Here is a 14,862-nt window from a genome sequence, read left to right on the forward strand (position 1 = left end):
AGCAGATAGACAGGAGAAAAAACGATCTATGAACAGAGCAGGAAGAATTATCGCGGTCTGCGGTCTGAGCGTGGCGCTCATGATGCCGCAGATCGCTTATGCGGCGGAAACCCTTTCGGTGCAGGTGAGTGAGAGAACGGGACTTACCACCGTCGGAAATAAACAGTCGGCTTATGACAACGTGGCAATCTCCCGCGTCAGCAACTATGTAAATATCCGTTCCGAGGCGAATACCTCCAGCAGTATCGTCGGCAAGATCTACAACAACTGCGCAGCAACGATCTTAGCTACAGTGGACGGAGAAGGCGGAACCTGGTATCAGATCAAGTCCGGTACCGTGACCGGTTACATAAAATCCGAATACTTTATTACCGGCGCTGATGCGGAGAGGATCGCGAAAGATATAGGTACGGTTTATGTGACGGTAAGCGCTGACAGCTTAAGACTCCGCGAGCAGCCGAGTACCGACAGCGCGATCCTCACCACACTTTCCAAGGACGCTGAGTACCTGGAAGTGAAGGAAGAGGGAGACTTCATCGAGATCCAGGTCGATGAATCCCTGAGCGGATATGTACATAAAGATTATGTCACCCAGCGCGTGGAGTTCAAGCAGGCCGTGAGCGTCGAGGAAGAGCGCCAGAAAGCGGAAGAGGACGCAAGGATCAGGAAAGAGGCGGAGGACGCTATCGCGAAGGTCGAAGCGTTAAAGAAAGAAGCAGGACAGGAGACTGCGTCTGCAAATAAGGACACCCCGTCCTCCACGATCGGAATGATTGCCCAGAATCCGAACGCGGATAACGGAACGACGAAAGAACAGAATAGTCAGGGCAGCCAGAGCACCCAGACCGGCACAAGCCAGAATACCGGAAATCAGGATACCGGCAGTACCGCAGGACCCGGCGGAAGCGGAACTTCCACCGGCAGCAGCACAGGAACCTCCGGCTCATATCAGAGTACCCAGAACGGTCCGGGAAGCGCAGTCTACAATTCCGCAGTCCGCACCGCGATCGTTGCATATGCGAAACAGTTCCTTGGCAATCCGTATGTATACGGTGGGACAAGCTTAACGAACGGAGCTGACTGCTCCGGATTTACGATGCGTATCTTTGAGCATTTCGGTGTGACGACCGGACGTACCTCAAGAGACCAGGCGGCAAACGGCAAGGAAATCTCCCTCGACCAGATCCAGCCGGGCGACCTGTTATTCTACGCAAGCGGAAAGACGATCAACCACGTTGCCCTCTACATCGGCGACGGAAAGATCATCCACGCCAGCACATCAAAGACCGGCATTATTATTTCTACGGCGTACTACCGTACTCCGGCGAAAGCGGTTACCTTCTTAGATTAAGAGCTGCAGGAATTTATTATGCAGCAATCTGTTCCAGCAGCAGATGTCCATTGATCTTCAGGATAACTGGGCAAAAGATAAAAGAAAAGATCATAAAGAAAAAATAAGGAGCTGTGGAAAAACAGCTCCTTATTGTGTATAATAAGAAATAGTGCAGTGTGTAAAAATCCCGACAATGAAGTCTGTTGATAAGTTAGAATAGCTTAAAATAAGACTTTGCAGGGTGTTTCGATGATGAAAAATTGGTCATTTACGACAGATTTACGACAAAAGTATAAAAAAGGATATTGAAAAACCTGGGAAGCGCTTGGCTAAGGTATGATTACCACCCCCTGTATATTATATATATTATTGTATTAGAAGAGAAGATGCAGAAAAGATGATAAAGAATAAATAAACTGATTAAGGATAGAATTGATGAGAAGCATTGTAAACATAGAACTCTAAGAGGTAATTGCTATGAAAGAAAACATGCTGTTTTCTGGCGAATCAAAGAATATCGAGTATAAGGTGACGGTACCTGATAAGAGCGAAAAATATATGAAAACAGTGGTGGCTTTTGCCAATGGTAAAGGTGGCAAGATTGTTTTCGGAGTAGACGATAAGACATTAGAAATTGTGGGAATGAATACGGAAAATATTTATAAAACCATGGATGCCATTACCAACGCAATTTCTGATGCGTGTGAACCAGCCATCAGACCGGATGTGGCTTTACAGACAGTTAAAGATAAAACGGTGATTGTTGTAGAAATTTTACCAGGTGCACAGCGTCCATATTATATAAAATCACAGGGGATGATTGATGGTACTTATGTAAGAGTATCTGGCACAACCAGACATGTGGAAGGGTATATGCTAAAGGAACTGATTTTAGAAGGGCAGAATCGCCACTTTGATAGTGAAATATGCCAGAACATGACGGTTTCAGATAGTGACATCAATGAACTTTGCAAAAGTATGAAAGAAACTGCTCTTGCCAACACATGGCAGGATAGTGAGAAGGCGAAGATAAAAGAGGTAACCAAGAACACATTGATTTCCTGGGGTGTACTGAAGGAGTCTGAAGGTGGTATATATCCCACAAATGCATATGCTCTTTTAACTGGAAGAATGCCACAGCAGCCTACTATCCAGTGTGGTGTGTTTAAAGGAACAAACCGTGCGTATTTTGTTGACAGGAGAGAATTTGAGGGTCCCATTCAGGAACAGATGGAAGCTGCATATCGGTATGTCCTTGAAAAAATCAATATGGGAATGACGATAAAGGGTATGTACAGACAGGATGTGTATGAATTGCCAACAGACAGCATTCGCGAGATTATTGCAAATGCTGTAGCACATCGTAGCTATCTCGAACAGGGGAGTATTCAGGTGGCATTGTTTGATGATAGACTGGAAGTAACTTCGCCTGGGATGCTCCTAAATAATGTCACCATTTCTAAAATGATGGTGGGGTATTCAAAACCGAGAAATCCTGCAATTGCAAGAGCCTTTGCCTATATGAAAATTATTGAGAAATGGGGAACCGGAATACCGAGATTGTTTGAGGCCTGTGCGGAATATGGTTTGCTTGAACCAGAACTGATTGATTTTGATGGGGATTTTAGGGTAAACATGTATCGGAAAAGAGATACGGACATAAAGACTAACACAAAAAAAGTCACTAACACTAACATAAAAACTGACACAGAAAAAGTCACTAACACTAACACAAAAACCAATACTAACATTAAAAAACAAAAAGCTAATGCGGAAACCGCAACCAGGATTCTGGAAATCATGCGAGAACAGCCAACGATTACTGTGAAGAAAATCGCAGATCAGATGCGATTATCAGTGGCCGGAGTCAGGTATCATATCAATAAAATGAAGAAAGATGGTTTGGTGGAACATGTAGGTCCTTCCAAAAAGGGTACATGGTTGCTACACGATGAATCATAGTATGCTTATTGTTGTAACGAAAAATTCAAAATTCACAGGATCAATCGAACTTGTTTACGATCATACCGCCTTAGTGTAAAATATTGTTTGAGAAGACGAGAAAAGGAGACAAAGCCAACGGAAATGGATAAAATGGCAGAGAAAGAGGAAGTAACCGCTGAGACTTCCACAGAAGATGCAGAAAAGGTTGTAGTAGAGCCTTATGATGCAGCAGATATCGATTTTGATACATTCTGCAAATCAGATATGAGAGTGGTAAAAGTAAAAGACTGTGTTGCAGTGAAAAATCCAAGAAGCTGCTGCAGTTTACATTAGATGATGGCAGCTACGAATATAAAGGTGCAGATGGCCGCAGGCATAGTGTGTATGCTGGAACGTTAAAGGAACTTCGGGAGAAGCGGAAACAGGCCGAGAAAAACGTGGAGGATGGAATCCTTTTTGTAAATCAGAACATCCTTTTAAATGATGTTTTTGATATCTATTTCAGTGGCAAGACGGAACTGAAAGAATCCACCAGATCGAATTATAAGTATATGTACGATAAGTTCGTACGTATGAAATTTGGAATGCGGAAAATCAACTTGATTAAGTATTCTGATATTCGGGAATTTTATAATTACCTGATCAATGACCTGAGTTTTAAACCGAACAGCCTGGAGATTATCCATTCATTGCTGCATCCGACATTTACACTGGCGGTGAGAGATGGTTATATTCGCTGTAATCCATCAGACGGGCTTATGGGTGATATCAAGAAAAGCCATTGTTGGGAGAAGCCACAAAGGCATGCACTGACAGAGGCAGAACAGGCAGCATTTGTTCAGTTTGTTTCAACCTCGCCGATTTATAGCCACTGGATGCCACTGTTTACATTTCTGCTTGGAACAGGATGTAGGATTGGTGAAACGATTGGTCTCCGATGGAATGATTGTGATTTTGAGAATAATGAGATTTTCATCAACCATAATGTTATTTACCGTTTCCGTGACTACGATGGTTGGCGGTTCCGTCTTACAACGCCCAAAACGAACGCTGGCAATCGTGTAGTTCCGATGCTGTCAGAGGTGAGGGAAGCGTTGCTTCAGGAACGTGAGAATCAGAAACGGTTCAAGCTGAAATCTCCGACGATAGATGGATATTCCAATTTTGTTTTTCTGAACAGGGAGCAGAATCTTCATAACCCGATGACTATAAATCGTGCAATTAAACGGATTATAAGAGATCACAATCGGGATGAAGTGAAACTGGCTGAAAAGGAAAAACGGGAGCCACTGCTGATTCGGGATTTTTCAGTTCACAATCTGAGGCACACGTTCTGTACCCGCTTCTGCGAAAATGAAACCAATCTGAAAGTCATTCAGGAAATCATGGGGCATTCGGATATCTCGACCACGATGAATATCTATGCGGAAGCAACGGCATAGAAAATGAAAAATTCTTTTGCAAATCTGGAAGGAAAACTGAGACTTTCATAGTCAGAAATGATGGATTTTTTACGACAGATTTACGACAAAATTTTTCAAAATATGCCACTTTATGCCACGATATGAGAAGTTACTGCATATGCGAAAAATGGCTTAAATACGCGCTTCGCAAGCATTTATGCGGGTTCCGGGAAAATGCCGGATACAAATCCAAAATATGAAGGCAGAAGATATAACTTCTCAGAGCCTTTAAAGTGGTATGTAAAAATTCATTTTAGATAGGAATTTTTGCCATTCAGCTTATGTTTTTATGGTCAGCGCGGCAGGTGCGCAGACATGCGGAACAACAAAATACAATATGTAAAAGTGAGGAAACACGTATGAATGAGATCGGAACGTTCGACATTCTGGGGCCGAACATGATCGGACCATCAAGCTCCCACACGGCTGGGGCACTGAGGATCGCTTTTATTGCCGGAAAAATGGTGGAGAAGCCGGCGGCGGTGCGCTTTGTGCTCTACGGATCCTTCGCCCGTACCTACCATGGACACGGAACAGACCGTGCATTAGTCGGCGGAATCCTTGGATATCACCCGGATGATGAAAGGATCCGCGATTCCTTTGAGCACGCGAAAGAGGCAGGACTTGACTTTACCTTCGAGGAAAACTTCACAGATAAGGAGATCTATCCGAATACGGTGGACATTTATGTAAAGGACGAAAATGGAAATGAGATGTCCCTGCGCGGAAAGTCCATTGGCGGCGGAAATGCGGTCATCACGCGGTTAAACGGCGTCGATGTTGATCTTACCGGAAATTACAGCACCATTGTTGTCCAGCACATCGACAAAAAGGGTACGCTGGCGTTCGTGACGGCCGTTTTGAGCGCTTACGACTTAAATATCGGTTCCCTGCGCCTTTACCGCGAGAGCAAGGGCAAGATGGCCTACGCGATCATCGAGGTGGATACTATGGTCTCCAGCCAGGTGATTAACGCGCTGCGGGGGTTTGAGGCTGTGAAAAACGTTCTTTTGGTTCCGGCGATCAATCTGGACTGATGGGGGGAGAAACGATGAATTTTATAAATGGTGCAGAACTTTTAGAGTACTGCGAAAAGGAAAATAAAAAGATCTCTGAGGCCATGTTCGAGCGGGAAACCACGTTTCTGGAGCAGGATCCGGAGAAGACAAGGGCGAAAATGAAGAAAGCATGGTCCATCATGCAGGCGTCGGCGAAGAAGCCGTTAAAGGAAAATATTGTCAGCATGGGCGGCATGATCGGCGGGGAGAGCAGAAAGCTCCACACGCTGAGGGAAAATAAGAAGAATCTCTGTGGGGATGTGGTTTCAAAGGCGATCGCCTATGCGGTGGGCGTTCTCGAGGTCAACGCGTCCATGGGACTCATCGTTGCGGCACCGACGGCTGGCTCTTCTGGTGTAATTCCGGGAGTCTGCTGTTCCCTGCAGGAAAACTACGGATTTACGGATGAGGAGATCTGCCAGGCGTTATTTAACGCGGCGGCAGTGGGATACCTCATTACGAGAAATGCCACGACAGCCGGAGCAGAGGGCGGATGTCAGGCGGAGGTGGGAGCGGCCAGTGCCATGGCAGCGTCAGCGGCTGTGGAGCTTTTCGGCGGAACACCGGCGCAGTGTCTCGACGCGGCATCCTTCGCGATCGTGAATATTCTGGGACTTGTTTGTGATCCCGTCGGCGGACTTGTGGAAAATCCATGTCAGAACCGGAATGCCATGGGGGCGTCAAATGCCCTGATCTCCGCGGAACTTTCTATGGCGGGAATCAAGAGCATCACCCCGATTGACGAGACCATCGGTGTCATGTATGCGGTGGGACGGTCGATTCCGTCAGAACTCAGGGAGACTTCCATGGGCGGTATGGCGGTCGCAAAGAGCGCATGTGAGGCTTGCGCGGCATGTGCAAAGGAAACTCAAAAATGAAGAAAAGAATAGTTGGCAACTGATAAAGGGCATCTAAACATAATAAACAGGCGGTACTTAATCTAAAATCAAGTACCGCCTGTATTTTTGCTGCCTGGCATTTCAGTCACTGTGCGGTTTCCCACATCAACGCTGCCGCCCGGCTATTCATTCTTATTAAGTTTCAGGATTCTTTAGAACTCCGGTTCAATGAGTCCGTAAGAGTTTCCTTTTCTCTTATAAACTACATTGACTTCGTTTGTATCAGCGTTGAGGAACATAAAGAAGTTGTGTCCTAAGAGTTCCATCTGTACGCAAGCCTCCTCGGCATCCATCGGTTTCATTGCGAAACGTTTTGTCTTTACGATATTAACGGTCTCCTCCGGCTCGGATTCTTCCTGAAGGAAGGCTTCGTTAAATGCTAAGGCGTTCTGCTTTTTGTCAACGATCTTTGTCTTATATTTCTTGATCTGACGCTCGATAATTTCTTCAACGAGATCAACAGATACATACATATCGCTGGAATCCTGCTCAGCTCGGATAATGCTGCCTTTAACAGGAATCGTAACCTCTATTTTCTGACGTCCTTTCTCTACGCTCAATGTAACCTGTACTTCAGTATCAGGAGAAAAATAGCGCTCCAGTTTTCCTAATTTACTTTCCACGGCATCTTTTAAGCCTGGTGTAATGTTGATATTTTTTCCGCTGATCGTGTAACGCATAAAATCAACTCCTTTGTTTGGGATGACTTAAGTATAGCACAAAATTCTGTAAAAGACAACCAAAATACATAAAAAATGAGAAAATTTAAAAAGGTAAAAAAAGGTGTATAAAAGCTCAAAAACTATATGAAGCCTTCCCGGTTTGTCAATGGGATTGGGCAAAAAAGTTGTCGGAAATGTAAATTTTATAAGATGTTCACAAAAATAAAACAAATATTAAGGAACCGTAAAATCCACCGATGGGGAGGAAAAAACTTGTGGATAATGTGGATAACTTGGTGTATAACTGCGAAATGGCGTGAAATCGGCATTTTTCGAGGTGGACAACTTTCCACATAATTTCGGTGGATGAGTGTGGATAAAGTGGATAACCAGCCAATCGAATGTATGGTTTGTGCAAGTTGTACATTTAAAGGGGAAAAGCGGCAGGAAGAGAGAAAAATAGACAGAAGTGAGGGAGAAGCCGGGGGAAGGAGTCAGGGAGATGTCGAAGAGGAAAAAATTGAATTGTCGAAAAATTGTCAAAACGGTTTTAGAAAAAACAGCAGGGATGCGGCGCAGATGGACGATGCGGCGGCGAGAAGATGTAGCAGGGAGTTTTATCGGGAATTGCGCAGGCGGAGATAAGGATTTATGTACGAAATGTTAAAATTACATGAAGTCATTGAATAAAAACCCGGAAGGTGTTAAAATATTAAGGATTGTACGATGCAGACGTATGCGGTTATGCGGTAAAATCCCGCAGGACGGAGCAGCGGACATCAAAAACGATTCAGATATAGAAACTTGTATGCAGTGGCCTGATGTGAGATGAACCATGCGTCATGTGGATAAAATCCGGCTCCGGCGTTTGAAAGACCGTGTATCCGTGGATAACTCCCGCGAGATGGATAAAAGGGTATCGCTGCATGTGTATATTTATTTATGTAGGAGAACAAGCAGAATGAATTTTGTTGAAAAAGTATTTGGTACGCACAGTGACCGGGAATTAAAGTATATTTACCCGATCATCGATAAGATCGAAAAAATGCGTCCGACGATGCAGGCGATGTCTGATGAAGAATTAAAGGATCAGACAAGAAAATTCAAAGAGCGCCTCGCACAGGGGGAGACCCTGGACGATCTTCTGCCGGAGGCATTCGCAACCGTCAGAGAGGCGGCCAAGAGAGTTTTAAAGATGGAGCACTACCCGGTACAGCTCATCGGTGGTATCGTCCTTCACCAGGGACGTATCGCTGAGATGAAGACAGGTGAAGGTAAAACTCTTGTTTCCACCTGTCCGGCATACTTAAATGCCCTGGCTGGAAAAGGTGTTCAGATCGTAACCGTCAACGACTATCTGGCAAAACGTGATGCTGAGTGGATGGGACAGGTTCATGAGTTCCTCGGCTTAAAGGTCGGCGTGGTATTAAACTCCATGACCTCCGAGGAGAGAAAAGCCGCTTACCAGTGTGACATCACTTATGTTACAAACAACGAGCTCGGTTTCGATTACCTTCGTGACAATATGGCGATCTACAAAGAGCAGATGGTACTCCGTGATCTCGACTACTGTATCATCGATGAGGTGGACTCCGTATTGATCGATGAGGCGAGAACCCCGCTTATCATTTCCGGACAGAGTGGAAAATCCACAAAGCTCTATGAGGTTTGTGATGTTCTCGCAAAGCAGTTAGTCCGCGGTGAGGAATCCGGCGAGTTTAACAAGCTCAACGCCATCATGGGCGAGGAGATCACCGAGACCGGCGATTTCATCGTAAATGAGAAAGAGAAAGTCGTAAACCTGACAGAACAGGGTGTTAAGAAGGTCGAGGCATTCTTCCATATCGACAACCTTGCGGATGCGGAAAATCTGGAGATCCAGCACAATATCATCCTTGCACTCCGCGCCCACAACCTCATGTTCCGCGATAAGGACTATGTGGTCAAGGACGACGAGGTCCTGATCGTTGATGAGTTCACAGGACGTATCATGCCGGGCCGCCGTTACTCCGATGGTCTCCATCAGGCCATTGAGGCGAAGGAGCATGTAAACGTTAAGAGAGAGTCCAGAACCCTCGCGACGATCACATTCCAGAACTTCTTTAATAAGTATGCGAAAAAAGGCGGTATGACCGGTACAGCCCAGACGGAGGAGAAAGAGTTCCGCAATATCTACGGTATGGACGTTATCGTGATCCCGACAAACCGTCCGGTTATCCGTAAAGACTTAAATGACGCGGTATATAAGACAAAGAAAGAGAAATTCCATGCAGTTGTTGAGGAGATCGTAAAGGCCCACGAGAAAGGACAGCCGGTCCTCGTCGGTACGATCACCATCGAGACATCTGAGATGTTAAGCCAGATGTTAAAGAAGCGCGGGGTTCCGCATAAAGTCTTAAACGCAAAGTACCATGAGCTGGAGGCTGAGATCGTAGCTCAGGCCGGTATTCACGGCGCGGTGACTATCGCGACGAACATGGCAGGCCGTGGTACCGATATCAAGCTTGACGACGAGTCAAAGGCTCTCGGCGGCTTAAAGATCATTGGTACAGAGCGTCATGAGTCCAGACGTATCGATAATCAGCTCCGCGGACGTGCAGGACGTCAGGGCGATCCGGGTGAGTCCCGCTTCTATATCTCCCTTGAGGACGATCTGATGCGCCTCTTCGGTTCCGACAAGTTAATGAGCATGTTCAATGCCCTCGGCGTTCCGGAGAACGAGCAGATCGAGCACAAGATGTTATCTTCCGCGATCGAAAAAGCACAGCAGAAGATCGAGACGAACAACTATGGTATCCGTGAGAACCTCTTAAAGTACGATGAGGTCAACAACGAGCAACGTGAGGTCGTATATGCTGAGCGCCGTCAGGTACTCGACGGTGAGAACATGCGTGAGCTGATCATGAAGATGCTCAACGATATCGTTGAGGGCGCTGTGGATATGTCCGTCAGTGACGAGCAGACTCCGGAGAACTGGGGCTTCAAGGAATTAAATGATCTTCTTCTTCCGATCATTCCGTTAAAGCCGATCGAGCTGACTGACGAGATCAGCAAGATGAGCAAGGACGAATTCAAGCACATGTTAAAAGAACTGGCAACGAAGTTCTACGAATCCAAGGAGGCAGAATTCCCGGATGCAGAGCAGGTGCGCGAGATCGAGCGTGTCGTACTCTTAAAGGTGATCGACAATAAGTGGATGTCCCATATCGACGATATGGATCAGCTCCGCGAAGGTATCGGTTTACAGGCATACGGCAACCGTGATCCGCTGGTTGAGTACAAGATGAACGCTTACGAGATGTTCGATGATATGACAGCGGCGATCCGTGAAGATACGATCCGTATTCTTTGCCATATCCGTGTAGAGGAGAAGGTGGAGAGAGAGCCGGCTGCCAAGGTTACAGGTACAAACCGTGACGATTCCGCGGCGAGAGCTCCGCAGAGACGTCAGACACAGAAAATCTACCCGAATGATCCGTGTCCGTGCGGATCCGGCAAGAAATATAAACAGTGCTGCGGAAGAAAACCGTTAGCATAGGATCAATACCAATTGTTTTATGAAATGATGGTCAGCGCGGAACCTCTGCGCTGACCTTGTTAAATCATTATAAGAAAGGTAACATTCCGTATGGTCCGCACAGGGAACAGGCGGCCTTGGTGAAATGTTATTAGAAAGGACAGATTCTATGGTTGAGTTAGACCAGTTTAAATATACATTATCCACATATGAAACTCCACTGAAGGAGGTCAGGGACTCCCTGAATCTGGAAGCGAAGATCAGAAGGATCGACGAGTTGGACAAGACCATGGAGGAGCCGAGCTTCTGGGAGGATGCGGAGAAATCCACGAGACTCGTGAAGGAAGCGAAAAACCTGAAAGATACGGTCGCAGAGTACAACAAGCTCCAGAATCAGTACGAAGAGATCGGTCTGATGATCGAGATGGGGTACGAGGAAAATGATCCGGAGATCGTTCCGGAGATCCAGGAGATGCTCGACGAGTTCACATCTGAGCTCGACGCACTCCGTCTCCGCACACTTCTCACAGGGGAGTACGATAACAACAACGCGATCTTAAGACTGAATGCCGGAGCGGGCGGAACAGAGTCCTGTGACTGGTGCAGCATGTTATACCGTATGTACTGCCGCTGGGCAGAGAGAAAAGGGTACCAGGTGGAGGTACTCGACTTCCTGGACGGCGAGGAAGCCGGAATCAAGTCGGTTACGATCCAGATCAACGGAGAGAATGCGTTCGGTTACTTAAAGTCCGAGAGAGGTGTACACCGCCTTGTAAGGATCTCTCCGTTCAACGCCAACGGAAAGAGACAGACATCCTTCGTATCCTGCGATGTAATGCCGGATATCGAGGAAGACCTTGATATCGAGATCAATCCGGATGATTTAAGGATTGATACCTACCGTTCCAGCGGTGCCGGTGGACAGCACATCAACAAGACATCCTCCGCGGTCCGTATCACCCATATCCCGACTGGCGTTGTTGTACAGTGCCAGAATGAGCGTTCCCAGTTCCAGAACAAGGACAAGGCGATGCAGATGTTAAAGGCAAAGCTGTATATGTTAAAGCAGCAGGCAAACGCGGAGAAGCTCTCCGACATCCGCGGCGATATCAAAGATATCGGATGGGGAAGCCAGATCCGTTCCTATGTACTCCAGCCGTACACGATGGTAAAAGACCACCGGACCGGCTTCGAGAGCGGAAACGTAAATGCGGTGCTCGACGGCGGACTCGACGGCTTTATCAGTGCCTACCTGAAGTGGGAGAGCCTTGGACGGCCGCAGGTGAAGGGCGGACAGGACGTAGAATAGAAAGAGACGGGAATGCCGTGAGGCGGAACTGTTATCATGAAAAAAGCGTATCAAAAGATGTGATAATACATCGGTTGATACGCTTTTTCTATATGCTTCTGTATCATAGATGCCCCCGGCAGGAATATTTCATGCCGAGGGCTGGGAGCGGGTATAGAAATTATAGTCGACAGGAAGAAAGCTTCATGTCTTCAAGGAATGGAGTGGTCAGCTCGCTATTAGCGATTAGTCCCTGATATAGGTTCTGTCGTTTACAATAATCGTATCATAATCTACGATCGTCAGATTACGTGAATTGGAGGAATCGCGGTATTTTGTATTGCTGACTTTAGAGAAGTTGTATATATGGGTATCTCCGTCGGTATCATAGTAGAATGCCGCAATAAAATCGCCGGCACCGAGCATAAACTCAAAGTAATCTTCTCTGTTCTCGTCGTTGATCCGGAAGGTTCCGACCATATCCTCGTTTGTGTAAACAGTATTGTCAGATGTGCTGTTATCAGCAGCGGTATTGTCGTTGGAACCGGATTCATTCTGCATATCTTTCGCAAATTTTAACTGTACGGAATTGCCGATGGTCCAGGCGCCTTCTTTGTTTACTGTATAGCCGTCCGGGGTTGTTGTATCCGCGTACATATATCCGTTTGAATCAAATGCGTAGCATTCGTAGATGCCATCTTTATTTCCATCCAGCCATTTCCACTGGGATACCGGGTAGGAGCCGTTGTCTTCCTGCCACCACCAGCCTGTGGTGTTCTGTACCCATTGTCCTGCGAAAGCAGTCATTCCCATAGAAGCAGCCATTGCTGCGGTAAGCGCGAGAGTCATAAATTTCTTTTTCATAGTGAAACCTCCTGAATTTTTTGGTTGGTTATGATTTCCTTTTGATGATCTAAGTATATCAGAGAAATGTGATTAAGCTGTGAATACTTTGTGGTGAAACCTTGAGGAATCTGTGGCGGAGGTGTGTCAGGAAGAAGAGGAAAATCAGGCAGGGAGAGGTGAAATGGTAAAGGTGCAGGAAGAGAAAATTTTGTTGACAGGAAATTGCAATATGTAGAAAAAGAAAAGGCACCTTCGCCAAGTCAGTGAAGATGCCCTCAATTGCAGATTGTAGAAGCTTATAGTAAATACTAAAAACATATTGTCAACATCTGCGGTGTATTTAGGTGGAAGGTTAATGCTTAATCGTACACTTCTCAGTGCTCCGCTCATGGCGTAAAACACCCTTACTATCTGTGCAATAATAGTAATCGTCAGCGTCTTTTATGTTCTTTTTATTTTTCTGGATCGTACCGTTTTCGTTGATAAGGTATTCCTGATCCTTGTATGTAACGGCTTGGTACTTTGTATCCTCATCAGCTGTCAGACGTAAACCGTTCATATAGATATATCCGTCTGAGGTACCGGTTTCGCCGACACCTCTTGGAGAACCATTAGACTTAAAGCTGAAGGTATATGTGGAACCATCAAGGCTGATGGTAGTTGTACCTGTTTTTGCAGCGCCACTGTCGGAAAGGTATAATAATTTTTTGGTGTCGGAATCCATATTTTTGATGGTATCGATGGAATCAACTTCAGAAGAAATCTTGGTGATTTTAGAACCATCGTATGTAAGAATTCTTAATCCCGTGAGCATCTCTCCGTCCTCGTTGAATAAGTAGGATTTTCCATCGATTGTTTTAGCAACTCCAACTTCGCCGTCGGCAGTAGGAATAGTGATCTCGCCCTTGGAGTTTGCATAATACCAATGAGTCGTACCATTTTCATGGTCATTGCTGTTTAACTCTTTAGACGGAACAGCCTGGAACCAACCGGTATGAAGCTTCGGTTCCTCTTCGTCACCATAATATTTCCATGTACCCTTGTCGCTGTTGTGTACCCAGGAATCCTGAGCAACACCTCTGTCATCGAAGGTGTATTTTACATTGCCGATGGTCTTCTCTGTGCTGACGGTCTTCTTACCGTTGGAAGCGAAGTAGAAGTGGTAAGTCGGCTCGTTATCGTCCTCGTTGTCATCGTCCTTAACGCTGATGTATACCCAGGCGTTTGTAACGAGACTTCCGTCGCCTTCCGAGTCACCGTAGTATGTAGCTGTTGCCCAGTCGGAATCATCGGAGATATTCTCACCGGCAGCTGTGATCCAGCCTGTGAGCATTCTTCCATACATATCAAACGCGAACTTCTTTCCGCCGATATCAGCGATCTTTACAGTATCGCCTGTTGTGCGGAGCGCACGTCCATTATTGTCGAAGTAGTACCAGCTTGCGTCGCCGACTTTATCGTCACCCTGCCAACTCGGGTTTTCAAGGAAACGCCAGCCGTTCTTTAACATCTGGCCGCCGTTTCTTAAGTAGTAGTAGTTTCCGTTGTCCTCAAGAAGTGTGTTGCGGACCATATATCCGTCAGAGCCGAGATAGTAAGACTCGCCGTTGTCAGATCTCCACGCGCTTGTCACGTTGTTGCCATTATTGTCAGTGTAGACCCATTCGCTGTTTACGGACTTCCAAGCAGCAAAAGAACTGAATGAAGCACCCAGAGCGAGAACTGCGGATGCGGAAAGTACTGCCAGGCAGAAATTTTTCTTTCTCATTTAATTTTCCTCCTCATAGAAATTGTAACAGCAGCCAGATCGTTGTTTTCACGGCTGCTGAAAATTCTCAAATTGTTTACATAT

General features: G+C 46.1%; 12 protein-coding genes. 9 read left to right on the plus strand and 3 right to left on the minus strand.

Features of this window, described 5'->3' with window-relative positions; genetic code table 11:
* Positions 1-28: 28 nt before the first annotated feature.
* The 6 genes from DXA87_RS02850 to sdaAA all read left to right on the plus strand — a co-directional run bounded on the left by DXA87_RS02850 (position 29) and on the right by sdaAA (position 6,676).
* A complete protein-coding gene (locus tag DXA87_RS02850) occupies positions 29-1,351 on the plus strand; it encodes a C40 family peptidase (RefSeq protein WP_117503184.1) in 1,323 nt (440 codons plus the stop codon).
* A gap of 459 nt (positions 1,352-1,810) precedes the next feature.
* Entirely contained in the window at positions 1,811-3,295 is a 1,485-nt protein-coding gene (locus tag DXA87_RS02855) for an RNA-binding domain-containing protein (protein WP_117503185.1), read from the plus strand.
* Positions 3,296-3,427: 132 nt separating this feature from the next.
* Positions 3,428-3,610 carry a hypothetical protein gene (locus DXA87_RS18095; RefSeq protein WP_199537896.1) on the plus strand — a complete coding sequence of 61 codons (183 nt, stop codon included), beginning with the start codon at positions 3,428-3,430 and terminating at the stop codon, positions 3,608-3,610.
* Between the two features lie 104 nt (positions 3,611-3,714).
* Positions 3,715-4,719, plus strand: a complete 1,005-nt coding sequence (locus tag DXA87_RS02860; RefSeq protein ID WP_348982195.1) for a tyrosine-type recombinase/integrase — start codon at positions 3,715-3,717, stop codon at positions 4,717-4,719.
* Positions 4,720-5,099: 380 nt separating this feature from the next.
* Positions 5,100-5,777: an L-serine ammonia-lyase, iron-sulfur-dependent subunit beta gene (gene sdaAB, locus DXA87_RS02865; RefSeq protein WP_015553802.1), complete on the plus strand. Its 678-nt coding sequence runs from the start codon at positions 5,100-5,102 to the stop codon at positions 5,775-5,777.
* 14 nt (positions 5,778-5,791) lie between these two features.
* The gene (sdaAA, locus tag DXA87_RS02870; RefSeq protein ID WP_117503186.1) at positions 5,792-6,676 is read left to right on the plus strand and encodes an L-serine ammonia-lyase, iron-sulfur-dependent, subunit alpha; all 885 of its coding nucleotides are present in this window, start codon (positions 5,792-5,794) and stop codon (positions 6,674-6,676) included.
* Between the two features lie 173 nt (positions 6,677-6,849).
* Here sdaAA and raiA read toward each other — a convergent pair whose 3' ends face one another.
* Positions 6,850-7,377, minus strand: coding sequence for a ribosome-associated translation inhibitor RaiA (gene raiA, locus DXA87_RS02875; protein ID WP_015553800.1), 528 nt, complete (start codon positions 7,375-7,377; stop codon positions 6,850-6,852).
* Between the two features lie 354 nt (positions 7,378-7,731).
* Here raiA and DXA87_RS02880 point away from each other — a divergent pair, with 354 nt between their 5' ends.
* The 3 genes from DXA87_RS02880 to prfB all read left to right on the plus strand — a co-directional run bounded on the left by DXA87_RS02880 (position 7,732) and on the right by prfB (position 12,185).
* Complete coding sequence (locus DXA87_RS02880; RefSeq protein WP_147326507.1) at positions 7,732-8,004, plus strand: hypothetical protein; 273 nt, start codon at positions 7,732-7,734, stop codon at positions 8,002-8,004.
* A gap of 316 nt (positions 8,005-8,320) precedes the next feature.
* Positions 8,321-10,897 (plus strand): preprotein translocase subunit SecA, encoded by a 2,577-nt coding sequence (gene secA / locus DXA87_RS02885; RefSeq protein WP_021905488.1) that lies wholly within the window; start codon positions 8,321-8,323, stop codon positions 10,895-10,897.
* Between the two features lie 148 nt (positions 10,898-11,045).
* Positions 11,046-12,185 carry a peptide chain release factor 2 gene (gene prfB / locus DXA87_RS02890; RefSeq protein WP_117470224.1) on the plus strand — a complete coding sequence of 380 codons (1,140 nt, stop codon included), beginning with the start codon at positions 11,046-11,048 and terminating at the stop codon, positions 12,183-12,185.
* 225 nt (positions 12,186-12,410) lie between these two features.
* Here the strand turns inward: prfB and DXA87_RS02895 are convergent, their stop codons facing one another.
* Entirely contained in the window at positions 12,411-13,028 is a 618-nt protein-coding gene (locus DXA87_RS02895) for a hypothetical protein (protein WP_117503188.1), read from the minus strand.
* 334 nt (positions 13,029-13,362) lie between these two features.
* A complete protein-coding gene (locus DXA87_RS02900) occupies positions 13,363-14,778 on the minus strand; it encodes a cell wall-binding protein (RefSeq protein ID WP_117503189.1) in 1,416 nt (471 codons plus the stop codon).
* Between the last annotated feature and the right edge of the window lie 84 nt (positions 14,779-14,862).

The organism is Desulfotomaculum sp. OF05-3, assembly GCF_003435535.1.
GTDB classification, from domain to species: Bacteria; Bacillota; Clostridia; order Lachnospirales; family Lachnospiraceae; genus Pilosibacter; species Pilosibacter fragilis.